We start from the raw sequence: 21,937 nt of genomic DNA on the forward strand, positions 1-21,937 counted from the left end.
ACGGTTTCCCATGCAACGACGAGAAATCAACGCGCAAGACGCTCCGTTACCCGCTGGCGGTTACGCCCAGGCGATCGAAGTGACGAACAATTCGCGCACGCTTTACATCAGCGGCCAGATTCCGGTCGCCAAGGATGGTTCAGTCCCCGACGATTTCGACAGCCAGTGCTGGCTCGCTTGGCGGAATGTCGAGGCACAGCTGCATGCCGCCGGCATGACCTTCGACAATCTGGTCAAGGTCACGATCTTCCTTTCCAGCCGCGCATATGCCCTCGACAACCGCCGCATCCGCGCGGAAGTGCTCGGCAGCAGAAAGATCGCGATGTCAGTGATCATCGCCGGCATTTTCGACGAAGCCTGGCTACTGGAAATCGAAGGCGTGGCTTCTGCCTGAGCCATCGACTCCCTGATTCACTTTACGCACAACTGGACATAACCTGATGAAATCCCATGTGAAAGCAGTTGTCATCGGCGGCGGCGTTGTGGGCTGCTCGGTGCTCTATCACCTCGCCCGCGCCGGCTGGACCGACATCATGCTGATCGAGCGCTCGGAGCTCACCTCCGGCTCGTCCTGGCACGCCGCCGGCGGCTTCCACACGCTCAACGGCGACCCCAACGTCGCCAAGCTGCAGGCCTACACCGTCCAGCTCTACAAGGAGCTGGAGGAGATTTCCGGCCAGTCCTGCTCGCTGCACCTGACCGGCGGCGTGATGCTCGCCGACAGCCCCGAGCGCATGGATTTCCTGCGCCTGGCCCATGCCAAGGGCCGCTATCTCGGCATGGATACCGAACTCATCACGCCGTCCGAAGCCAAGAAGATGTTCCCGCTGATGGACGAAAAGCATTTCGTCGGTGCGATGTGGGATCCCGTCGAAGGCCATCTCGACCCGTCAGGCACGACCCATGCCTACGCCAAAGCAGCGAAGAAGCTCGGCGCCGAGATCGTGCTGCGCAACCCGGTGAAGGAGCTGACGCAGGATCCCGACGGCACCTGGAACGTCGTCACCGAGCAGGGCACCGTCAGGGCAGAGCACGTGGTCAACTGCGGCGGCCTGTGGGCGCGCGAGGTCGGCCGCATGGTCGGCGTCGAGCTGCCGGTGCTGGCCATGGAGCACATGTACCTGCTCACCGAGCCGATGCCGGAGGTCGAGGCCTTCAACAAGGAAACCGGCCGCGAAATGATCGGCGTGCTCGATTTCAAGGGCGAGATCTACACGCGCCAGGAGCGCAACGGCATCCTGCTCGGCACCTATGAGAAGGCCTGCAAGCCCTGGTCGCCTGTCAACACGCCGTGGGATTTCGGCCACGAATTGCTCGCGCCCGACCTCGACCGCATCGCGCCGTCGCTGGAGATCGGCTTCCAGCATTTCCCCGGCATCGCCAATGCCGGCATCAAGCAGGTCATCAACGGCCCCTTCACCTTTGCGCCCGACGGCAACCCACTGGTCGGCCCGGTACAGGGTCTCACCAATTATTGGGTCGCCTGTGGCGTCATGGCCGGCTTCAGCCAGGGCGGCGGTGTCGGCCTCGCTCTGTCGAACTGGATGGTCAACGGCGACCCGGGCTTCGACGTCTGGGGCATGGATGTCGCGCGCTGGGGCGAATGGGCCAGCCTGCGCTACACCAACGCCAAGGTGCGCGAAAACTACTCGCGCCGCTTCTCGATCCGTTTTCCGAATGAAGAACTGCCCGCCGCCAGGCCGGCCCAGACCACCCCGCTCTACGACACCATGGTCGCCAACAACGCCGTCATGGGCGACAGCTGGGGCCTGGAAACACCGCTGTGGTTCGCGCCTGAGGGAACCGAGCCCAAGGACATCGTCTCCTTCCACCGCTCCAACGATTTCGAGCATATCGGCAATGAGGTTCGTGTGACCCGCGACCGCGTCGGCGTGACCGAGATCGCCAATTTCGCCAAGTACGAAGTGTCGGGCCCGGCATCAGAGGATTTCCTCAACCGGCTGATGACCAACCGCATGCCGAAGAAGGGCCGCATCGTGCTGACGCCGATGCTGAACGAGTTCGGCCGGCTCATCGGCGACTTCACCATTGCCAAATCAGGCGACGACAAGTTCATGATCTGGGGCTCGTCGGCGGCGCAGAAGTATCACATGCGCTGGTTCGAACAGCACCTGCCCAAGGACGGATCGGTGCGCATCCACCGCTTCGACCAGACGCTCGTCGGCCTGTCGATTGCAGGCCCGAAGTCGCAGGCGCTGCTGGCCAAGCTGGTCGACGAGGACGTCTCCAGCAAGGCCTTCCGCTTCATGGATTTTCGCGAGATGGCCGTCGGCGGTGCGCCCTGCATGGTCAACCGCATCACCTATACCGGCGACCTCGGCTACGAGATCTGGATGGCACCGGCCTACCAGCGCCTCGTCTACAAGGCGATCAAGGACGCCGGCGAAGAGTTCGGCATCGTCGATTTCGGCATGCGGGCGCTTTTGTCCATGCGCCTCGAAAAGAACTTCCCGACCTGGTTTCGCGAGCTTCGCCCGATCTATGGGCCGTTCGAGGGTTCGATGGAGCGCTTCATCAAGCTTGAAAAGAACGACTTCATCGGCCGCGAGGCAGCCGCCAAGGAGCACGCCGAGGGGCCAAAGTTGCGCCGTGTCTCGTTCTATGTCGACGCGCAGGACGCCGACGTGATGGGCGATGAGCCGATCTGGGCCAAGGTCGGCGCCAAGGATTTCGGCACGATCGAAAAGCCGCACGGCTATGGCGCGCCGCGCTTCGATGAGACAGGCAAGGAAGTGCGCGGTTCGGACGCTGCCACCGGCGCATCCGCCGTGCGCGGCATCGTCGACGGCGACTGGCGTGTGGTCGGCTGGGTGACGTCGGGCGGCTATGCCCATTATGTCCAGAAGTCGATGGCCCAGGGCTACGTGCCCGCAGCGCTTGCCGAAAACGAGGCGGAAGGTCTGTTCGAGATCGAGATCCTCGGCCACCGCCGCCCCGCCCGCATCAATGTCGAGCCGCCTTTCGATCCGAGCGGCGACAAGATGCGGGGTTAGTTCCGCTCCAAGCAAGAGACTGGGAACGCACATGCTCTACGTTGCCCCCTCTGTCCTGCCGGACATCTCCCCCACAAAGGGGGGAGATTGGCTGTCCGGCCTGCCTCGCACAACCGTCACCGGTCCAGAAGCAGGGCCAAGCCCTCAGCTGCTGATCTCCCCCCTTGTGGGGGAGATGTCCGGCAGGACAGAGAGGGGCGCGCAAGAACGCCAAGTTCGGATATTGGCGAGGCATTGCTGATGGATACCCCTGCAAAAGGCAACTTCGGCCGCCACCGCAAGATCATGCCGTTCGAGCCGGGCTCCGTGGACGATTTGCGCGAGCAGGCACGCACCAAGGCGGCTGGGCTCAACCAGCACGTTCTGGGTTATGGAGCGCAGGCCGAGGCCGAATGGGCGGCAGCCGGCATCGCAGTGCCCGACATGCCGGCCCTGCGAAAATACCGGCTGGAGCGCATCCGCACCGAGCTCGCGCGGCATGGTTATGCCGGCGCCCTGCTCTACGATCCCGTCAACATCCGCTATGCCACCGACTCGACCAACATGCAGCTGTGGGTGGCGCACAACCCGACCCGTCACTGTTTCGTCGCCACCGACGGCCCGGTGGTGCTGTTCGACTATTTTTCCTGCGAGCACCTGTCCGATCATTCCGGCGTCGTCGACGAGGTTCGCCCGGCAGTGTCGTGGATGTATCTCTACAGCGGCGAACTGACTGACATGAAAGTCGAGCGCTGGGCGCAAGGCATCGCCGATGTCGTTCGCCAGCACGGCGGTGGCATCAGGCGCATTGCCGTCGACCATCTCGACCATGAGGGCGTCGACGCGCTGGCACGGCTTGGCATTTCGGTCGGCAATGGCGAGGCGGTGATGGAGAACGCCCGGCTGATCAAGTCGCCTGACGAAATCCTCTGCATGCGCCGTTCGATCGTCGCCTGCGAGGCGGCGATGGGCGAGATGGAAGCGGCGCTCCGGCCGGGCATCTCCGAGAACGAACTCTGGGCCGAACTGCATCGCGGCAACATCGCCCGCGGCGGCGAATGGATCGAAACACGGCTCCTGGCATCGGGACCGCGCACCAATCCGTGGTTCCAGGAGTGCTCGTCGCGCGTGGTCGAGGCAGGCGATCTCGTCGCCTTCGACACCGACCTCATCGGGCCCTACGGCTTCTGCGCCGACCTGTCGCGCACCTGGCTGTGCGGCGACGGCGAGCCCACCGACGAACAGCGTGACCTCTATAGGATCGCCGCCGAACAGATCGCCCACAATACGGCGCTGCTCAGGCCCGGCCTCGGCTTCCGCGAACTGGTGGAACGCGCTGCCGTGCCGCCGCCCGACTGCTTCCCGGCGCGTTACGGCGTGCTGTTTCACGGCGTGGGCCTGGCCGACGAATATCCCACCCTGCCCCACGCCTCCGACTGGACGGCCGATACGCCGGACGGCGTGCTCGAGCCCGGCATGGTGGTCTGCGTCGAGAGCTATATCGGCCGCCTCGGCGGGCATGAGGGTGTCAAGATCGAAGAGCAGATCCTGATTACGGAAAGCGGATACGAGCAACTGTCGAGTTACCCGCTCGACAAGCGCCTGCTCGGCTAGGCACCCAAGGCCCCGGCTTCCTGTTCAAGATCTTCCATCGGCGAAGAACAGTTGATCGACAGCCGAAATGGCTCGCCGGCGACTTTACTGCGAGGGCGCAAGATCACTGGCCTGCCGGATTTGATGTGGACAGGAGCGTTGGCGAGTGGCTTCCGCGGCAAGCTGCACCGATAGTGAAAACGGGCCTGAAACGGCGCCGTTTTTCTTTATCAGATCGGATCGCATATGACGCACTTCTATCGGATTGGCCTTTCGGCCCTCGCCCTGGCCGGCGGTCTCGCCTCGAACGCATCAATGGCGTCGGCACAGCCGCTGGCCCCCAAAGTGCTGGTCATAACGATGTTCGGAGGCGAGGCAAAACCATGGCTCGAGGGCCGCAAGCTGGAGACCAGACTGACAATTCCGGGCTTCGCCAAGGAATATCCGGAACTTGCCTGCGACGCTGCCGGCCTGTGCGTCATGACGACGGCGATGGGTTATGCCAACGCGGCGAGCTCGGTTTCAGCGCTCGTCTACAGCGGCCTTGTCGACCTCAAGCAGAGCTACATCGTGATCGCCGGCATTGCCGGCGTCGATCCCAGCGATGGCACGCTTGGTTCGGCACATTGGGCACGTTATGCCATCGATGCCGGCCTGCGCCACGAAATCGATCCGCGCCAGATTCCCGCCGACTGGCCTGATGGCGTGGTCGGGCTGGGCGCCAAGCGCCCCGGCGAAAAGCCAAGCTGGGGATCGGCAACCGAGGTTTACCAGCTCAACGAACAGCTTCTGCAGAAGGCATTTGCCCTGACAAAGAGCGTCGAACTTGCCGACAGCCCCGAAGCGAAGGCCTATCGCGTGGCCTACGCGACAGCGCCCGGCAACGCCGCCCCTGAGGTCAGCATCTGTGACACGCTGTCCACCGACACCTACTGGCACGGCTCAATGACGGCCAAAAGCATGGGCGATTGGGTATCGTTGCTGACCGAGGGCAAGGGCAACTATTGCACGACCCAGATGGAAGACAACGCCTCGCTGACCGCGCTGCGGCGCGGCGCCGATGCCGGCCTGCTCGATTTCGACCGTATCGCCTTGCTGCGCACGGCATCAAACTTCGATCGCGAACCCGCCGGCATGAGCCCCATCGATTCGCTGAGTGCCAAGTCGGGCGGCTTTGGCCCGGCAGCCACCAACGCCTATCGTGTCGGCGCCGCCTTTGCAGATGCGGTCACCAGCGATTGGACGAAATGGGAAAAGGGCGTTCCGTCCGAATAGGCCCAAACAAGCGAGGCAGAGCGGGCGGTTCAGGCCGCCCGCTTTGTTCAATGCGCGGCGGCCTAGCTCAGCGCCAGGTTCAGCAACGTCACCGAAACGGGCGGCGTGTTTGGCCCGGTGATGTAAGGCAAGCCCTTGCGTTTTGCTGTCCAGCCGATGACCACGACGTCCCGGGCAGCTGGCTCGAAGCGCTGCGCCAGCGCCCAGCTCTGGCAATCGATGGCCGCCACGTCGGCCCGACCTTCGGCAATCGCAATGATCGATGCGCGATGGCCGCCGCTTTCGATGCGTTCGGAAAAAATCCGCAACCCCTCGCCCATAGCGGCAAGATCACGCGAGATACCGATGAAACCCGACATCGAATCGTGGCTGTTGAAGGCAAGGCGCTTGTCACGGATCAGATCGAGCGGAATGAGCGGCGCGTCGCCATCAGGCGCATGCGCATGGTCGGCGGTCACGGATCCGCGCCGCACGACGATGGCGCTGGAATAGAGTTCGCCACGACCGCCTTCGATGCCCTCATAGTTCGGCTGGCCGATCACCTTGACCTGAGCCGCAAGGCCCGTGCTTTCCATCGGCCCCCAGCAGGTCTGGCCGAACAGCAATTGGGGATGCCGCCACAGCGTCGGCAGGTCGAATTCTTCGGGCGGCAGCGTAGCCGGGTCCGGCGCGATCACCGCACCCGATGCGTCGCGAATACCACCTGGAACCGCCGGCAGATCGGTGTTGCGCCTGACAAGGCGTTCCGGCGCGTCCAGACCAAGCTGACGGAACGCCGTTCGCAGCCTTGCCCATTGCGCATCGACCTCGTCGTGCATCTCGGGCCAGTCATACATGGGCAGTGCGGCGATGAAGTCGCTCATTGCATCATTTCAGGCTCGAGCGCGGGATTTGGCAAGCTCTGGAAGGATCATTCCTTCGGCGGCTCAGCAGGCACAGGCGCTGTGCCCAGCCCATTGACGTTGCGCGCCCTGACGCGCGGCACGAACGCCCTGCCCGGCTCGGGCGCGCGGCGCAGCGCCGGGTGACACACCGGTTCCTTGGCGCGGAAGGCATAGGCTTTGACCAGCGCGAAATAGTTCGGGTAGGCATAGCCCTTGTTCATCCGAAGCCATTCTTCACGGCGCGCGCGAAACAGTTCCGGCAGCTTGTACCAGGCGACGCTCGGGCTCTTGTGGTGAACGAAATGCAGGTTGTTGTTGAGGAACAGGATCGAAAGCGGCGAGCGTTCGACGATGACGGTGCGCCCTTCCGGATGCTCCGACCATTGATGCTCGGCAAAGGTGCGGATCGAGATCAGCGAATGGCCGAACCAGACCGGCACCAGAATGTAGAGCCAGAGCGGCAGGCCGAATCCGAACTGGATAACCGGCAGGACGATGGCCAGCCCCGCCGCGTGCAGCAGCCAGGCGGTGCGGACTGCCTTGTCGCCTGCTGCAATCGCCTTGGCGTCGTCGATGAAAAAGCCGATGCAGGACAGCAGCGGTCCGAGCACGAAACGACCGGCCATGGTGTTGTTGATCCTGAGCACCAGCTTCATCGCCTCGGGCAGGTCGTCATGCTGCCAAAGCGCACGGTAGTAGCTCTCGGGGTCGTCGAATGGGTCGGTCAGCTTCTCGTCGGCGTGGTGGCGCAGGTGGATGGTCTTGAAGCGGCGATAGGGCCAAAGCAGACCGATGGGGAGAGAAACCAGCGCTTCGTTGATGCGCGCGTTGCGGGTCGGGTGGCCGTGCAGCACCTCATGCATCAGCGACGACTGTAGTGCCACCACCAGCACCATCAGCAACAGCGCTGCAATCGGATAGCTCGGCCAGACCAGCAAGCCCGCCACCAGCCAGGCGCCGTAGCAGGCGGCGATCAGAAACACCGTCGGCCATTCGACCCCGGTGGTCGTGCCACGTTTGTTTCCTCGCTTTGCCATGCTGCTGCCTGCTGTCCTTACGTGCCTGGAACTCAATGATTCCTGACATAATGCTGTCAGTAGGCTTGCGTTTCTGCAACGAGACAATGCGCACAGATTGTTTACATTGCGCTGCTTAAGCCGCAAGTGTTACACTTAGTAAACAAACCGGAAGATGAATCTATTTTCCGCGGGCGACTTGCGTGCGTTCCGCAAAACCATTCCACCTTTGGGCAGGCCATGGACAAACGCGATCTATCCGAAGTTTTCCGGGAGCGCCTCAAGGCGTTGGTACAACGCTCCGGCCTCAATCAGTCGGCCTTTGCCACATCTGTCGGCATCGACCGCTCGGCGCTGTCGCAGTTGCTTTCGGGGGCAACGATAAGGCTGCCGCGCGCCGAAACCCTGCTGACAATCGCATCCGCTCACAAGGTTTCGCTCGACTGGCTGCTTGGCCTCAGTCAGGACGAAGGCGTGACGGGCGAGATCCGCGAAAGCCTCGAGATCGAGGAGGCATCGGGCGGTTTCGAACGCACGCTGATCGCCAAATGGCATGCCGAGGCCGCCGGCACCAAGATCCGCTACGTGCCCGCCGGTATCCCCGATCTGCTGCGCACCGAAACGCTCATCGACTACGAGGCCGGCATCTCCAACAAGAGCCGCGAGAGCCAGGCCGGCGAGACGCAATATCGTATCGATTACAACCGTAGGCCCGAAACCGACATGGAAGTCTGCATGCCGCGCCACACGCTCGAGATTTTCGCGCGTGGCCTTGGCGTCTGGTCGGGTTTTCCAGACAAGGACCGCAAGCAGCAGCTCCGCCACATGGCCGACCTGCTCGACGATCTCTACCCGACATTCCGGCTGTTCCTGTATGACGGCCGCATGCGCTATTCCGTGCCCTACACGATCTTCGGCCATTCCCGCGCGGCGATCTATGTCGGCGACATGTACCTTGTGCTCTATGCCACCGACCCGATCAGGACGCTGACCCGCCATTTCGACAATCTGATCCGTGCCGCCGACATCAACGCCCACGAGACCGCGGCCTTCGCGCGGCGGCTGGCGGTGGCGTCGTTCCCCGCCAGTTGGGGCTGACTAGCGCTCAGGTTGAATTTGCCGCTGCGATACGGCAGCGTGCGTCGCGATCCCTGAGGAAACCCATGCCAGATCAGAAGCGTGTCGTCATACCTGCCCAGTCGGGCCGTTCCATCCGCGTTTCCAGCGGCGACCTGGTCCGCATCATCGACATCAAGGGCCAGCAAGTGGCCGACCTCTGGGCGTTCACGCCTGACATGAAGGACTGGCTGAGCACTTCCAACACCCGTGATATCGGCGAGCGGCTGTTTCCCAAGACAGGCGAATATTTCTACGGCACGACGGGAAACAAATTGCTGACCCTGGTCGAGGACGCCTCGCCCGGCCCGCACGACATGCTCTACCCCGCCTGCAACCACGCGCTTTATGTCCGCGCCGGCTTCGACGAGCATCCCAGTTGCCAGGACAATCTGCACAAGGCACTTGCCTCGGAAGGGCTCGCCTTGCCCTTCACACCGGACCCGGTCGACCTTTTCCAGAACTCGCTGCCGCAGCCCGATGGCAGCATTGACGTCTTCGCCTCGATCAATCCGCCGGGCGGCTACGTCACTTTGCGCGCCGAATGCGACCTGCTGCTCGTCGTCACGGCATGTTCGGTCGAACACTATCCGACCAATGGCGGCGTCTGCACCGAGATCGCGGTCGAGGTGACGCCGGCAGCATGGCCGGCCCTGCAAACGCGTTGACTAGACATAAAGACTTCTTTATATCCTTATCCAATCTCCTGATATGAAAGTCGCTGCGATGACGACCAATCCGATCGATGCCCTGCTGGCCGAAAAGGGCGTGCTGCTCGCCGATGGCGCGACCGGCACCAACCTGTTTGCCATGGGCCTCGAGGCCGGCGAAGCACCCGAGCTGTGGAATGAAAGCGCACCCGAGAAGATTTCGACGCTGCACCAGAAGTTCGTCGAGGCTGGCGCCGACATCATCCTCACCAACTCGTTTGGCGGCACGCGTCACCGGCTCAAGCTGCATCACGCCCAGGATCGCGTGCACGAACTCAACAAGCGTGCTGCCGAAATCGCCCGTGCCGTCGCCGACAAGGCCGGCCGCAAGGTTGTGGTCGCCGGCTCCGTCGGCCCGACCGGCGAGCTTCTGGTTCCGCTCGGCGCCATGACCTATGACGAGGCGGTCGATGCCTTCGCCGAACAGATCGAAGGCCTCAAGGCCGGCGGCGCCGAGGTCGCATGGATCGAAACGATGTCCGCGCCGGACGAAATCCGTGCGGCGGCGGAAGCTGCGATCCGCGTCGGCCTGCCCTACACCTATACCGGCTCGTTCGACACCGCCGGCCGCACCATGATGGGCCTGCTGCCCAAGGACATCCACGGCGTCGTCGACGGCCTTGCCGAGACGCCGCTCGGCGTCGGTGCCAATTGCGGTGTCGGCGCTTCCGACATTCTGGCCTCGCTGCTCGACATGAGCGACGCCAAGCCGGATGCGACCATCATCATCAAGGGCAATTGCGGCATCCCGGAATTCCGCGGCACCGAGATCCACTACTCGGGTACGCCGGAACTGATGTCCGACTATGTCCGCCTCGCTGTCGATGGCGGCGCCAGGATCATCGGCGGCTGCTGCGGCACCTCGTTCGAGCATCTGGCCGCCATGCGCAAGGCGCTCGACGCCCACAAGAAGGACGTGCGTCCGACCGTCGAGGCGATCGTCGAACGCATCGGCCCGATGCGCAACAAGCTTGCAGCGCCGAACACTGCCGAAACCAGCGAAGGCCGCCGCGAACGCCGTCGCCGCGGCTAAGGCTGCTGCCCCGTCAGCTGTTTTCTTCGTAGCGCGCGAGTGCCGACCTGATGTCGGTGCCCGCGCCTTCGACCGGACGCATCATCATCACGGCGTCCGATGTGCGCACATCGCCCAACTTTTCCATCGCCAGCCGGAAGCGCTCGTTGTTGAGCGCCGACCATGCCGTGCGGTGGGCGTCGTCGACATCGCTCATGCGTGAACGCGAGGAACCCTGGGCGGTGATGTGCTGTGCCTGATGGACAGGCTTGGCGGGCACGTAGATGTGGCTGCTGATGGCGGGCGCTGGAGCCTGTGCCGCAGCATCTGCCACGGATTCACTATTGCGGTTGGCAGCTTCTGGCCGGGTCGGCATCGCCAAGGCATCGGCGGTGCGAGCAATCGAAACCGCACCCGCCATCACACGTCCAACCAGCATTCTCAAACCATCCCTTGTTCACCCGTGGCTGTATTAGCCGGGGATCGTTGCGATCGGGTTCCGGGGCGGTTTGGCCTTTGATTCAAATTGTCGGAAGCGGCCCGCAAATCTGGCCATTTGTTAGGTTTTACACAGAAAAAGCTCCCGCCTTGCGGCGGGAGCTCCGGACGTTTCAAGGCCTCGGGGAATCAGAGGTCTTCGAGGTCGCGACGTGCCTTCTTCAGGATTTCGCGTGCCTTCTCGGCCTGTGCGGCCGTCAGCGAGCCGCTGCGCAGCCGGCTGAACACGGCGAAGTTCAGCGCCTTGACCTCGTCGCCGAGGGCAACGCCACTGACCTGCGTCGAGTTTTCATCGATCTGACCGTTGATCTTAGCCAGTTCGGCGGCGTTTTCGTCGAGATAGGCCTGGCCCGCTTCGGTGATCGAATAGAGCTTCTTGTTGCCATTGGCGACGGAGACGACGAGGTCCGCCTCTTCCAGCATCTGCAGCATCGGATAGATCGCGCCCGGGCTCGGGCTGTAGGCGCCCTGGAACTTGGCCTCCAGCGCCTTGATGATGTCGTAGCCGTGGCGCGGCTCTTCGGCAATCAGGCCGAGCACGACCAGGCGCAGCGCGCCGGGATCGAACATGCGCGGGCCGCGGCCGCCGAAAGGACCGCCACGATGACGGCCGAAGGGGCCACCACGGCCATGCCGGCCGCCGCCCCTGCCGCCTTCATTCTGGCCCGACATGGACCATTCTCCACGGCAACGATCGTTGAAACTTGGGTGGTTGAACATGTGAGTACCTCTCCAGGATGTTTGCTTCATGTCGCTATATCTATTCAAAGATATATCTTTTGCAAGATAGAACGTAAGGAATTTTCGCGCCGCGCCGCGAACGCGTGCGGAAACAGCCCGGAAGGGAGCACCCTCGCCAGTCCGATTGAAATTCGATTTCAGCTTGTTTCAGCCACTTACGGCTGGATCGAAATGCTCTTGCAGGACGACGGCGCCGGAACGGAATTTCGCTCCGTCCGGCGCCTAAGCGCCGACAACCATGTCGCTCAGAACATGACTGAAGTGCTTTTCCTGCCGTTCCAGCCACTCGTAAGCCTGCAGCCAGTTGGCCGGATCGATCATCGCGACCGGATGGTTGGACAAGTAGCAGAGCGCGTATTCGCCGCGCAGGCTGACGCCCAGCGCCTTGCCCAATGCGGGCTCGAAGGCAGACAGCCGGTTGACGGTGGTGGCATAACCCTCGCCGCGTTGCCCCCTGACGAACAGCCCGACGCTGCGATTGGTCAGATAGAGCGAAACAACCAGATCGTCGGCGACATGCCGCCAGCGCGAATAGAGGCTGCCATGGCGTATCCTGGGATCGTTGCGGCGGGCGAGATAACCGTCCCAGAAAACCTTGATCTCGCGCGACGACAGCGAGCGCAGCCCGCCATGCGCAATATCCCATTCGTCCAGTTGCCGGTCGGCCATCACTAGTCTCCGAAACACCACCCCAGCGTTTTTCGGGTGGACGCCTAGAGATCACAAAAGAACGGCTGGCGGAAAGCCCCCTTTCCGCCAGCCGGCCCACCTGCCCTTGCCTGTTGCCCTACTGCTTGTTGCCCTGGAGCGACGATGCCAGCCGCACCAGCGACAGGAATTCGGCGCGATAGCCATAGGGGTCGGCACCTCGCGCCGCCGAGGCGATCTCGGCGATCCGATCGAAGCCGAACTTGGCGGTCGCGTCCTCGTCGCGCAGTTTCTGGCCGAAGGCCGCAACCGCCACCGAGAAACGCTGGTCAGTGCCGGCGCCGTCGAAGCTCGCGACTTCGTTCGTCTTCGTCACCGGCGTGGTGATCAGCTTGCTCACGTCGCCGTCCGGCGCCTTGTAGCGGATCTTCACGAAAGCATACTCGTCGGCGTTGGCGACGCCGCCATTGCCTGTCGAAGCCTGGCCGTAGCGCAGCGGGTCCATCGCCAGCGAAGGGCTATCCTTGGGCGTGATCTCGTAGATCGCCGTCACCGAATGGCCGGAGCCGATCTCGCCGGCATCGACGCGATCGTTGTTGAAATCCTCGCGATTGAGCGCGCGGGTCTCGTAGCCGATGAGTCGATATTCGGCGACGGCAGCCGGATTGAACTCGACCTGTATCTTCACGTCCTTGGCAATCGGGAACAGCGTCGAGGAGGCATCCTGCACCAGCACCTTCTCGGCTTCGGCCAGCGTGTCGATATAAGCCGCCGTGCCGTTGCCGTTCTGGGCGATGGTCTGCATCATCTGGTCGTTGAGATTGCCGCGGCCGAAGCCGAACACCGACAGGAACACGCCCGACTTGCGCTTGCCCTCGATCAGCCGCTTGAGTTCGTCGTCATCGGTCTGGCCGACATTGAAGTCGCCGTCGGTCGCCAGCATCACACGGTTGATGCCATCCTTGACGAAGGATTTTTGGGCGAGCCGGTAGGCCTCGCGGATGCCCGCCTCGCCGGCGGTCGAGCCACCAGGCGCCAGCGTGTCGATGGCCGACAGGATCTTTTCCCGGTCCGACGCCTTGGTCGGTTCGAGCACGGTGCCCGCGTTGCCGGCATAGGTGACGATCGAAACCGTGTCGTCGGCATTGAGCTTGTTGACCAGGAGGCGGAAGGCCGAGCGCAGCAACGGCAGCTTGTCCGGCTCGTCCATCGAGCCCGACACGTCGATCAGGAACACCAGATTGGCCTTCGGCTGCTCGATCGGCTTGACGTCATAGCCCTTGATCGCAACGTGCATCAGCTTGGTGTGCTCGTTCCACGGCGTCGGCATGACGCTGACGGTGGTGTTGAATGGCGTGGTGATCGCCTCGGGTCCCTTCCAGTCATAGGGGAAGTAGTTGATCATCTCCTCGACACGCACCGTGTCGGCCTGCGGCAGAACCCCTTCCTTCAACAAACGGCGGGCGAAGGAATAGGAGGCCGTGTCGACATCGATGGAGAAGGTCGAGACCGGATCCTCGAGCGCCGAACGCACCGGGTTGGTCTTGAAATCCTCGACGCGATCGCGGTTTTCTGGCGGGGCCATCGGCATGTCGGATGGCGCGATCACGCCCTGAAGCTGGGTTGTCAGCGTCGGCGCGGACATGCGGCTCATTTCAGATGCGGCATCCGTCAGCGCCTCCGGCGCCGGCATGGCGGGCGCCGCCTCGTTCATGACATCGGCTGCCGCCTTTGCCTCGGCCTTGGCCGCCTGCGAGGCAGCAGCCAACGGCTTGGCCGGCGCGGTCTGCGCCGCACCTGAATCGGTCTTCCTCAGCTCGGCAACAGGCGCTTCCTTCAAGCGCCCGGAAGGTGCCTCTGCGATCTCCTGATCCGCGCCAAAATTGAATGGCGAGCCCTCCATCAGGTAGAATGTGGCATAGCCGGCGATCGGCAGGGCAACGAGACCGGCAAGGGCCGGCGCTGCAATCAGCTTCTTTTGCATGATGTCTCTCCAGAGCTTTCGTGCTCGTTCGGTGAGACGATCGACCTTTTCAGTTCCTTGGGCGGCTGCGGGATTTTTTTCGAGATCGTAGGCAGCCATCGCCGCCGCAAGCGCGCGCGCCTTGGCGTCCGCGCTCGGCGCGGGCGTCGGAATGTTGCGCAACATGTCGAGTTCGTTGTCGTCGACCATGGTCACTCTTCCCCGGCCGAGCGCATCAGCAGCTTCAGCCGTTTCTTCGCTTCATGGATGTGCCAGGACACGGTGGCCTCGGCGATCGCCATGGCATCAGCCGCCGCCGCATGGCTTAGCCCTTCGCCGTAGACGAGAAGGATTGCGTCGCGCTGCTTGTCCGGCAACTGCCTGACCGCCGCCCACATTCGTTCGGCTGGATCTTCCGCTTCCGGCCCGCTATCGCCCGCAACGAGCGCATGGACGCCATAAGCGGTGGTCTTCGCCGTCTCGCGTGCCGATTTGCGCTGCATGTCGCGCGCGGCATTTAGCGTCATCGCATAGAGCCATGTCGTGAAGGCGGAACCGCCGCGATAGTCCCGAATGGCCCGACCCAGCCGCGCACAGACCTCCTGCGCTATGTCTTCGGCATCCGATCTGTTGCCGCACCAGCGCCAGGCGACACGATGGACGAATCCGTAATGCCTTTCGACGAGTTCGCCAAAAGCTGCCCTGTCGCCATCGCGCGCTCGTCCGATCAGATCGCCATCGGAGGCTTCGCTTTCGTCCAGCATCATCGCCATCATTTGTCCGTTGGACGAAAGCTTTGAGGCAATCCTTGGGGTGGCGGAAAGAAAATTTCAGGCTGCCTGCCCAGCGGCCCAGCCCGACGACCATGCCCACTGGAAATTGTAGCCGCCGAGCCAGCCGGTGACATCGACAACCTCTCCGATGAAGAACAGGCCCGGCACCGATTTCACCTGCATCGTCTTCTGGTCGAGCGACTTGGTGTCGACGCCGCCAAGCGTCACTTCCGCCGTACGATAACCCTCGGACCCGGCAGGCTTGATACGCCACTGATTCACCGCGGCATCGACAGCTTTCAGATGCGTATCGTTCAGATCGGCGAGATTGCCGTTGAGGCCGAGCCGCTCGGCAATCGCCTGGGCCAGCTTCTTGGGCAAATAGGCGGCGAGAACGGTCTGCACCGCCTGGCGCCCGTTGGCGCGCTTGGCCTCGCGCAGGATCGCCGCGACATCGGAGCCCGGCAGCATCGAGATCGCGATTTCGTCGCCCTCGCGCCAGTAGGACGAGATCTGCAGGATCGACGGCCCGCTGATGCCGCGGTGGGTGAACAGCATGGCTTCGGAGAAGCTGGTCTTGCCGCAGGCAACGTCGGCATCGACGGCGATGCCGGCAAGCGGCGTCAATTTCTGCAAGGTGTTGGCGTCGAAGGTCAGCGGCACCAGCGCTGGCCGCGTCTCGACGACAGGCAGCCCGAACTGCGCAGCAATCTCGTAGCCGAAGCCGGTCGCTCCCATCTTGGGGATCGACTTGCCGCCACAGGCGACCACCAGCGACTTGCACGCCATCCGGCTGCCGGAGACAAACAGCTCGAACCCGTCGACGGTCCTGCTGATGTCCTCGACCGTGGTCGACAGCCTCAGCTCGGCGCTGTTTTGCTGCATTTCCTCGACCATCATATCGATGATCTGGCGTGCCGAGCCGTCGCAGAACAGCTGGCCAAGCGTCTTCTCGTGATAGGCGATGCCGTAGCGCTCGACGAGGCCGATGAAATTGCGCTGGGTGTAGCGGCTCAGCGCCGAGATGCAGAAATGCGGGTTCTGCGACAGAAAATTCTTCGGGCTGGCGTGGATGTTGGTGAAGTTGCAGCGCCCGCCGCCGGAAATCCGGATCTTTTCGCCGGGCGCCGAAGCGTGATCGACGACCAGCACCGAGCGGCCGCGCTTGCCGGCTTCCACGGCGCACATCATGCCGGCCGCGCCGGCGCCGATCACCACGACATCAAAGGACTGCATTCCGGAGTGTTCCCGCTGGCCCGTCAGCGCCTTGGCGGCGCGCGAACCCTGTTTGTCGGATCAAGCTGTTCGGTGCCTGATAGCCGAAGCTGTCGGGAAGGCAAAGTTGGAAGTTACGCCAGCGTTTCCTCAAATAACGCCGTCAGCCGCTTCCAGTGGCGTTCGGCGCCGGCGGCATCGTAGACGCCGTGGTCGGATACGCACCAGCCATGGCCCATGCCGACATAGTTTTCGAGAATGTGGTCGACGCCGGCAGTGCGCAGGCTCTCGGCCAGGATTGCCGACTGTTCCGGCGGGAAGCTGCCGTCGACACCGGCAGAGCCGACATAGACGCGCGCCTTGATCTTTGCCGCGCTGCGGTGCGGGCTATCGGGCGCATCGCTGGCCAGATTGCCGCCATGGAAGCTTGCCGCGGCCACGATGCGACCCGGATGGGCAGCGGCGGCGTTCAGCGCACGCGAGCCGCCCATGCAATAGCCGACAGTGCCAATCGGGCCTGTCGTGCCGGCCTTTGCCAACGCGTCGATGAAGGAGCCCGTGTCGCGTGCGGTCATCTCCTGTGTCGTGCCGCCGATCAGGGCACGCAACTCGGTCCGCGTCTTCTCCTCGACGAAGGCCGTCTTGGCGTCGAACGGACCATAGGCGCCTGCACGATAGAACAGGTCGGGCACCAGCACCGCGTAACCGTGGCTGCCCAGCCGTTCGGCCATCTCGTCCAGCGCTGGGCGCGGACCGAAGGCATCCATATAGAGGATCACACCGGCTTTCGCCGTGGCAGCTCCGAACAGCCCGGCCCTGCAGACGCCATCCGCCGTCCTGATCTCGATCTCGCGCTTGGTCGGCATGGCAAGGCTCCTTCTGTCTGTCCCGTCGCGAACATAGGGACTTCGGCCCGCCAGACAAGCTCAGGCAGCGTCGACCCGCTCCGTGCGCGCGCCGACATGCAGCGCCCTGCCCGCACCCAGTCCCGTGATCGCGACGCCAAGGCCAAGGGCCACGAACAGCACCGAAGAGGCGGCGAAGCTGCCGGTCCAGTTGCGGATCAGCCCGACCAGCAGCGGACCGACGGCCGCCAGCGTGTAGCCCACGCCCTGCGCCATGCCCGAGAGATGGGCCGCGACATGGGCATCCGGCGAGCGCAGTACGATCAGCGTCATGGCAGCCGCAATCAGCCCGCCCTGGCCGATGCCTTGCAACACAGACCAAAACAGGATCGTCGAGGTCGGAGCAAACAGGATGCCGAGCAATGCAACCACCGCTGCCACGACGAGCGCCACATTGACGCCGCGCTGGTCCTTGCGGCGGATGGCGATCGAGGGCACGGCAAGGCAGGTCACCACCTGCGCCATGACCGAAAGCGACACGATCGCGCCCGCGGTCGTTGCATCGAAGCCGCGCTCGCGCAGGATCGGCGCCAGCCAGCCGAAGACGCAATAGGCGAGCGCCGACTGCAGCCCCATGAACAAAGTGACCTGCCAGGCCAGCCGGTCGCGCCACAGGCCAACGACGCGGAAGCCGCTTTGGCTTGCCTGCCTGCGGCTGCCGAGCGCCTGCGGTGTCCAGATCAGCAGCACGATGAAGGCAGGAACCGCCCAGGCGGCGAGCGCGCCGGACCAGGAGCCGGTAATCTTGTGCTCGATGGGCAGTGTCAGCCCCGAGGCCGAAGCTGCACCAGCGCAAAGCGCCATCGTATAGAGCCCGGTCATCATCGCCGCCTTGTCGGGGAAGTCGCGCTTGACCAGCCCGGGCAAGAGCACGTTACCGATGGCGATTGCGGCGCCGGCCATGAAGCTCGCGATGAACAGCAGCGGCACGGTGCCGAGGCCACGAAGGAGAGTGCCAAGGGCTAGCAGCGCCAGCGCAAACAGCAGCGTGCGCTCGGCGCCGAAGCGCTGCGCCAGCTTTGGTGCCAGCGGCGCAAACAGGCCGAGGCAGAGCACCGGCAGCGTCGTCAACAGGCTGGCGCCGGCGGCCGACAAGCCAGTTGCCTGCATCACCTCCGGCAACAGCACGGAGAGGCTGGAAAAGATCGGCCTGAGATTGAAGGCGATCAGCACCAGGCTCGCGCCGAGCACGAAACGCGCCATGCCACTGCGCAGGACGGGCGCCTGCGGTGCCGGCAGGCTGTCGATCTCGGCATCGACGAGCTGGTCGTCGAGACCATCGATGGCGACGGCCTTGGCAGGCCGGCCGGCCGGAACAAAGTTCTGGTTCATTGTGCAAGCAACCTGTCGAGTTCGAGAAGCACCGGCGCCATGAAGGCGCGGACTGCCGCGGCAGCCCTGTCAGGGTCGCCTGAGGCGACGGCATCGACGATGGCCGCATGGGCCGGCGCGTCGGGCTCGGGCAGTTCGCCAGCCAGCGTCGCCTTGATCGTCTCGGCGATGGCGCCAGTGAAGAAGTCGTAGAGTTCGATCATTGCCCGGTTGCCGGAGGCCTCGACGACCGACTTGTGGAAGGCGATGTCGCGGCGAATGAAGGCCTCGTGCCCGCCATCGGCAACCGTGCCGCGCGCCTCCAGCAAGCGGCGCATTTTCGCCAGATCCGCTGGTGTGTGGCGCTGCGCTGCCAGCCGCGCCGCCTCGGCGTCCAGGGCGGCGCGTGTTTCCCACTGGTCGCGCAGGCCGGCGCGCTTGACGCGATCCAGCGCCGCCGACGGATCGACCGCCGAGCGGACATATGTGCCCGACCCTTGCCGCGTATCGAGCAGGCCTTGCGAGACCAGCGCGCGAACAGCTTCGCGCACTGTGCCGCGGCTTACCGAAAGCAGGTCGGTGAGCGCCGCTTCATTGGGAATACGCTCGCCCACGGCCCAGCGGCCGCTGACGATTTCGGCGCGCAGGCTATCGGCGGCGCTGTCGGTGAGATTGGTTCGCGTGGCTGGCTGCATGGCAATATTCATCAAGTCATCTGATGAATTTGAATATGCCGATCAACCGAGAAAGGCAACGAGCGAAGCCAGGAAAGCGATTGGGCCAGCACGAATGGGCGGGTTCAGAGGCTAGCGTAGCTCTTCATGTGAAAGGCCTGAACATCCGCTGGATAACGATAGGCCAGCCCATAGGGACAGGCATTGCGATCCAGGCATCCTTGCGTTCGGCAGGCACCTCCCGAGACGCCGCGCACATGTCCCAGGCATGTTTCATAAGCAAAACCGGCCTCCGAATAGGCATCGACCGGGCAGGATTTCAAGCAAGGTTTTCCAGGGCATAGGTCGCAAAGGTGACTCTGTTCGCGAAGTTCCGCGAACTCCAGTTCGACCTCGAACAGCAGCGCTCCGCGATAGGCATGCCAGAGCCCGTATGCGGGGTGCATCAGGATGCCGAGTGGCGACGGCCTGAGCCCTTCCGCCCGCATCGCCCATTGCTGGAACGGCAGATAGGGCTTGTCGGATGGCGACACAGCGCGCGCCCCGAACTTGCGCGCGACATCGCCAATCACTTCACGAGACCAGCGGTCGAGCGGATTTTCGAGATCAGCCGGTTGCGCCGCGCGCCAGCGCAGGAAGTACGGCCAGGGCGCCGACCCCGCCTGCCCCACCAGCAGCACCGACCGTGCCGGCCTGCCTGCGGGACCATCCGGTGCAGCGTCGCTGTTGTTAACGACGAAACCGCCGCGCTGGATGAGGCCATGACCGGCCAGCGCGGCGGAAATTTTCCCAAGGTCGGGGGACGACAAGCGTCACCCCTTCCGGTCCGGGTCGGAGAATGCGCTCCGCCAGACTTCCTTGTGAATGATGCTGGCGACTTTAGCCCCGCCTGCAACGGGCTCCTTTCACGTGAAGGCGTCGGGCATCGACGCCTTCTTCGCGGCGATGAAGTCCTTGAGGCCGTCGTCGATGCTGGGATCGAGATATGGCGCCTCGTAGCTTTCGAGCCAGCGGCGGGCGAGCTCGTTGGCGCGCTGCGGTGCAGTCTTCTGCCCCTCGGCCAGCCACTGCTCGTAGGAATTGTTGTCGGCGATGCTGGAGCGGTAGAACGCGGTCTGGAAGTTCGCCTGGGTATGGTCGCAGCCGAGATAGTGGCTGCCAGGGCCCACCTGGCGGATGGCGTCCATCGCTTGGCCGTTTTCGGAGAGATCGACACCTTCGGCAAACTTCTGCTGCATGCCGAGCTGGTCGATATCCATCATGAACTTCTCGTAGCACGAGGCGAGACCGCCCTCGAGCCAGCCGGCCGAATGCAGCACGAAGTTGGTGCCGGCAAGCAGCGTCGAATTCAGCGTGTTGGCGCTTTCATAGGCCGCCTGCGCGTCCGGAACCTTCGAAGCGCAGAGCGAGCCACCGGTGCGGAACGGCAGGCCGAGACGGCGTGCCAGCTGGGCGGCGCCATAGGACACTAGCGACGGCTCCGGCGTGCCGAAGGTCGGCGCGCCCGATTGCATCGAGATCGACGAGGCGAAGGTGCCGAACAGCACCGGTGCGCCTTTACGGATCAGCTGGGTGAACGAGGCGCCGGCCAGAACCTCGGCCAGAACCTGGGTCAACGTGCCGGCAACCGTCACCGGGCTCATCGCGCCGGCGAGGATGAACGGCGTGACGATGCAGGCCTGGTTGTGGCGCGCATAGACCTTGGCTGCACCCAGCATGGTCTCGTCAAAGACCATCGGCGAGTTGGCGTTGATCAGGCTGGTCAGCACGGTGTTGTTTTCGACGAAGTCGTCGCCGAACACGATCTTGGCCATGGCCACCGTGTCCTCGGCGCGCTCGGGCGCGGTCACCGAGCCCATGAACGGCTTGTCCGAATATTTGATGTGGCTGTAGATCATGTCGAGGTGGCGCTTGTTGACCGGCACGTCGACAGGCTCGCACACGGTACCGCCCGAATGGTGGATCGACGGCGCCATGTAGGCCAGCTTCACGAAATTGCGGAAGTCCTCGATCGTCGCATAGCGGCGGTTGCCGTCGAGGTCGCGCACGAAGGGCGGACCGTAGACCGGCGCGAAGACGGTCGCATTGCCACCGATCTGCACCGAGCGCTCGGGATTGCGCGCATGCTGGGTGTAGACGGAAGGCGCGGTCTTCAGCAGTTCGCGGCACAGCCCCTTGGGAAAGTGCACCCGTTCGCCCTTGACGTCGGCGCCGGCTTCCTTCCACAGCGCCAATGCCTCGGCATCGTCGCGGAACTCGATGCCGATCTCCTCGAGCACCGTATCGGCGTTCTTCTCGATAAGGGCGAGGCCCTCCTCGTTGAGCACCTCATAAAGGTTGATCTGGCGCTTGATGTAGGTGAGCTGGGTGCCCGGACCGCCGCCGCTGCGTGCTGCGCGCCGCGCAGCTGCGCCACCGCTTGCGCCACGTCCGCGCCTGCCGCCCGCTTGTTCCTGCTCGACTGCCGCGTCTTCGCCCATGGCTCTGCCTTCCGTAAGAATCCGTTTTTTGCCGCCCATGCGGCTCTACGAAGGATCGTAATCATGCACCCATATCGAAACGGCTCGCCAGCGCCAACGCCTGTCGCAAAATCGACAAGCCGGTCGTCAG

20 protein-coding genes are annotated in these 21,937 nt (G+C 63.7%); 7 read left to right on the top strand and 13 right to left on the bottom strand.

Annotated features, from left to right (window positions below; all coding sequences use genetic code 11):
* The first annotated feature begins 10 nt into the window (after nt 1-10).
* The 4 genes from ACSQ3E_RS00435 to ACSQ3E_RS00450 all read left to right on the top strand — a co-directional run bounded on the left by ACSQ3E_RS00435 (nt 11) and on the right by ACSQ3E_RS00450 (nt 5,861).
* A complete protein-coding gene (locus tag ACSQ3E_RS00435; protein ID WP_310317746.1) occupies nt 11-394 on the top strand; it encodes a RidA family protein in 384 nt (127 codons plus the stop codon).
* A 46-nt stretch (nt 395-440) separates the two neighbouring features.
* Entirely contained in the window at nt 441-3,014 is a 2,574-nt protein-coding gene (locus ACSQ3E_RS00440) for a GcvT family protein (RefSeq protein ID WP_436121180.1), read from the top strand.
* Nucleotides 3,015-3,254: 240 nt separating this feature from the next.
* Complete coding sequence (locus ACSQ3E_RS00445; protein WP_436121181.1) at nt 3,255-4,607, top strand: M24 family metallopeptidase; 1,353 nt, start codon at nt 3,255-3,257, stop codon at nt 4,605-4,607.
* Nucleotides 4,608-4,832: 225 nt separating this feature from the next.
* Complete coding sequence (locus ACSQ3E_RS00450; RefSeq protein ID WP_436121182.1) at nt 4,833-5,861, top strand: purine-nucleoside phosphorylase; 1,029 nt, start codon at nt 4,833-4,835, stop codon at nt 5,859-5,861.
* A 62-nt stretch (nt 5,862-5,923) separates the two neighbouring features.
* Here ACSQ3E_RS00450 and ACSQ3E_RS00455 read toward each other — a convergent pair whose 3' ends face one another.
* The gene (locus ACSQ3E_RS00455) at nt 5,924-6,724 is read right to left on the bottom strand and encodes a phosphate/phosphite/phosphonate ABC transporter substrate-binding protein (protein ID WP_436121183.1); all 801 of its coding nucleotides are present in this window, start codon (nt 6,722-6,724) and stop codon (nt 5,924-5,926) included.
* A gap of 47 nt (nt 6,725-6,771) precedes the next feature.
* Nucleotides 6,772-7,782 (bottom strand): fatty acid desaturase, encoded by a 1,011-nt coding sequence (locus ACSQ3E_RS00460; protein ID WP_436121184.1) that lies wholly within the window; start codon nt 7,780-7,782, stop codon nt 6,772-6,774.
* Nucleotides 7,783-8,001: 219 nt separating this feature from the next.
* On the opposite strand from ACSQ3E_RS00460, the gene ACSQ3E_RS00465 reads away from it, so the two are divergent.
* From ACSQ3E_RS00465 to bmt, 3 genes are all read left to right on the top strand, one after another.
* The gene (locus tag ACSQ3E_RS00465; RefSeq protein ID WP_192315756.1) at nt 8,002-8,859 is read left to right on the top strand and encodes a helix-turn-helix domain-containing protein; all 858 of its coding nucleotides are present in this window, start codon (nt 8,002-8,004) and stop codon (nt 8,857-8,859) included.
* A 65-nt stretch (nt 8,860-8,924) separates the two neighbouring features.
* A complete protein-coding gene (locus tag ACSQ3E_RS00470; protein ID WP_436121185.1) occupies nt 8,925-9,545 on the top strand; it encodes a DUF1989 domain-containing protein in 621 nt (206 codons plus the stop codon).
* 58 nt (nt 9,546-9,603) lie between these two features.
* Nucleotides 9,604-10,620, top strand: coding sequence for a betaine--homocysteine S-methyltransferase (bmt, locus tag ACSQ3E_RS00475; RefSeq protein ID WP_436121186.1), 1,017 nt, complete (start codon nt 9,604-9,606; stop codon nt 10,618-10,620).
* Nucleotides 10,621-10,633: 13 nt separating this feature from the next.
* Here the strand turns inward: bmt and ACSQ3E_RS00480 are convergent, their stop codons facing one another.
* From ACSQ3E_RS00480 to ACSQ3E_RS00530, 11 genes are all read right to left on the bottom strand, one after another.
* Nucleotides 10,634-11,038: a hypothetical protein gene (locus ACSQ3E_RS00480; protein WP_436121187.1), complete on the bottom strand. Its 405-nt coding sequence runs from the start codon at nt 11,036-11,038 to the stop codon at nt 10,634-10,636.
* Nucleotides 11,039-11,226: 188 nt separating this feature from the next.
* Nucleotides 11,227-11,769 carry a PadR family transcriptional regulator gene (locus tag ACSQ3E_RS00485; RefSeq protein ID WP_436121188.1) on the bottom strand — a complete coding sequence of 181 codons (543 nt, stop codon included), beginning with the start codon at nt 11,767-11,769 and terminating at the stop codon, nt 11,227-11,229.
* A 291-nt stretch (nt 11,770-12,060) separates the two neighbouring features.
* Nucleotides 12,061-12,507: a hypothetical protein gene (locus tag ACSQ3E_RS00490; protein ID WP_436121189.1), complete on the bottom strand. Its 447-nt coding sequence runs from the start codon at nt 12,505-12,507 to the stop codon at nt 12,061-12,063.
* A 118-nt stretch (nt 12,508-12,625) separates the two neighbouring features.
* The gene (locus tag ACSQ3E_RS00495) at nt 12,626-14,659 is read right to left on the bottom strand and encodes a vWA domain-containing protein (protein ID WP_436121190.1); all 2,034 of its coding nucleotides are present in this window, start codon (nt 14,657-14,659) and stop codon (nt 12,626-12,628) included.
* A 2-nt stretch (nt 14,660-14,661) separates the two neighbouring features.
* Nucleotides 14,662-15,222, bottom strand: coding sequence for an RNA polymerase sigma factor (locus ACSQ3E_RS00500; protein ID WP_436121191.1), 561 nt, complete (start codon nt 15,220-15,222; stop codon nt 14,662-14,664).
* 57 nt (nt 15,223-15,279) lie between these two features.
* Nucleotides 15,280-16,458: an NAD(P)/FAD-dependent oxidoreductase gene (locus tag ACSQ3E_RS00505; protein ID WP_436121192.1), complete on the bottom strand. Its 1,179-nt coding sequence runs from the start codon at nt 16,456-16,458 to the stop codon at nt 15,280-15,282.
* A gap of 113 nt (nt 16,459-16,571) precedes the next feature.
* Complete coding sequence (locus ACSQ3E_RS00510) at nt 16,572-17,303, bottom strand: dienelactone hydrolase family protein (RefSeq protein WP_436121193.1); 732 nt, start codon at nt 17,301-17,303, stop codon at nt 16,572-16,574.
* A gap of 60 nt (nt 17,304-17,363) precedes the next feature.
* A complete protein-coding gene (locus ACSQ3E_RS00515; protein WP_436121194.1) occupies nt 17,364-18,674 on the bottom strand; it encodes a CynX/NimT family MFS transporter in 1,311 nt (436 codons plus the stop codon).
* Nucleotides 18,671-19,348: a FadR/GntR family transcriptional regulator gene (locus ACSQ3E_RS00520; protein ID WP_436121195.1), complete on the bottom strand. Its 678-nt coding sequence runs from the start codon at nt 19,346-19,348 to the stop codon at nt 18,671-18,673. Before ACSQ3E_RS00520 ends, ACSQ3E_RS00515 begins: the two co-directional genes overlap by 4 nt.
* Nucleotides 19,349-19,452: 104 nt before the next feature.
* A complete protein-coding gene (locus ACSQ3E_RS00525) occupies nt 19,453-20,136 on the bottom strand; it encodes a hypothetical protein (RefSeq protein ID WP_436121196.1) in 684 nt (227 codons plus the stop codon).
* A gap of 96 nt (nt 20,137-20,232) precedes the next feature.
* Nucleotides 20,233-21,807: a trimethylamine methyltransferase family protein gene (locus ACSQ3E_RS00530; protein WP_310317698.1), complete on the bottom strand. Its 1,575-nt coding sequence runs from the start codon at nt 21,805-21,807 to the stop codon at nt 20,233-20,235.
* Between the last annotated feature and the right edge of the window lie 130 nt (nt 21,808-21,937).

This window comes from Aminobacter sp. LjRoot7 (assembly GCF_964252895.1).
Taxonomy (GTDB): domain Bacteria; phylum Pseudomonadota; class Alphaproteobacteria; order Rhizobiales; family Rhizobiaceae; genus Aminobacter; species Aminobacter aminovorans_B.

Bases quoted from the DNA above. Each gene is read 5' to 3' on its own strand.
- ACSQ3E_RS00435 (WP_310317746.1), top strand. From the start codon at position 11: ATGCAACGACGAGAAATCAACGCGCAAGACGCTCCGTTACCCGCTGGC.
- ACSQ3E_RS00440 (WP_436121180.1), top strand. From the start codon at position 441: ATGAAATCCCATGTGAAAGCAGTTGTCATCGGCGGCGGCGTTGTGGGC.
- ACSQ3E_RS00445 (WP_436121181.1), top strand. From the start codon at position 3,255: ATGGATACCCCTGCAAAAGGCAACTTCGGCCGCCACCGCAAGATCATG.
- ACSQ3E_RS00450 (WP_436121182.1), top strand. From the start codon at position 4,833: ATGACGCACTTCTATCGGATTGGCCTTTCGGCCCTCGCCCTGGCCGGC.
- ACSQ3E_RS00455 (WP_436121183.1), bottom strand. From the start codon at position 6,724: ATGAGCGACTTCATCGCCGCACTGCCCATGTATGACTGGCCCGAGATG.
- ACSQ3E_RS00460 (WP_436121184.1), bottom strand. From the start codon at position 7,782: ATGGCAAAGCGAGGAAACAAACGTGGCACGACCACCGGGGTCGAATGG.
- ACSQ3E_RS00465 (WP_192315756.1), top strand. From the start codon at position 8,002: ATGGACAAACGCGATCTATCCGAAGTTTTCCGGGAGCGCCTCAAGGCG.
- ACSQ3E_RS00470 (WP_436121185.1), top strand. From the start codon at position 8,925: ATGCCAGATCAGAAGCGTGTCGTCATACCTGCCCAGTCGGGCCGTTCC.
- bmt (WP_436121186.1), top strand. From the start codon at position 9,604: ATGACGACCAATCCGATCGATGCCCTGCTGGCCGAAAAGGGCGTGCTG.
- ACSQ3E_RS00480 (WP_436121187.1), bottom strand. From the start codon at position 11,038: ATGCTGGTTGGACGTGTGATGGCGGGTGCGGTTTCGATTGCTCGCACC.
- ACSQ3E_RS00485 (WP_436121188.1), bottom strand. From the start codon at position 11,769: ATGTCGGGCCAGAATGAAGGCGGCAGGGGCGGCGGCCGGCATGGCCGT.
- ACSQ3E_RS00490 (WP_436121189.1), bottom strand. From the start codon at position 12,507: ATGGCCGACCGGCAACTGGACGAATGGGATATTGCGCATGGCGGGCTG.
- ACSQ3E_RS00495 (WP_436121190.1), bottom strand. From the start codon at position 14,659: ATGGTCGACGACAACGAACTCGACATGTTGCGCAACATTCCGACGCCC.
- ACSQ3E_RS00500 (WP_436121191.1), bottom strand. From the start codon at position 15,222: ATGGCGATGATGCTGGACGAAAGCGAAGCCTCCGATGGCGATCTGATC.
- ACSQ3E_RS00505 (WP_436121192.1), bottom strand. From the start codon at position 16,458: ATGCAGTCCTTTGATGTCGTGGTGATCGGCGCCGGCGCGGCCGGCATG.
- ACSQ3E_RS00510 (WP_436121193.1), bottom strand. From the start codon at position 17,303: ATGCCGACCAAGCGCGAGATCGAGATCAGGACGGCGGATGGCGTCTGC.
- ACSQ3E_RS00515 (WP_436121194.1), bottom strand. From the start codon at position 18,674: ATGAACCAGAACTTTGTTCCGGCCGGCCGGCCTGCCAAGGCCGTCGCC.
- ACSQ3E_RS00520 (WP_436121195.1), bottom strand. From the start codon at position 19,348: ATGCAGCCAGCCACGCGAACCAATCTCACCGACAGCGCCGCCGATAGC.
- ACSQ3E_RS00530 (WP_310317698.1), bottom strand. From the start codon at position 21,807: ATGGGCGAAGACGCGGCAGTCGAGCAGGAACAAGCGGGCGGCAGGCGC.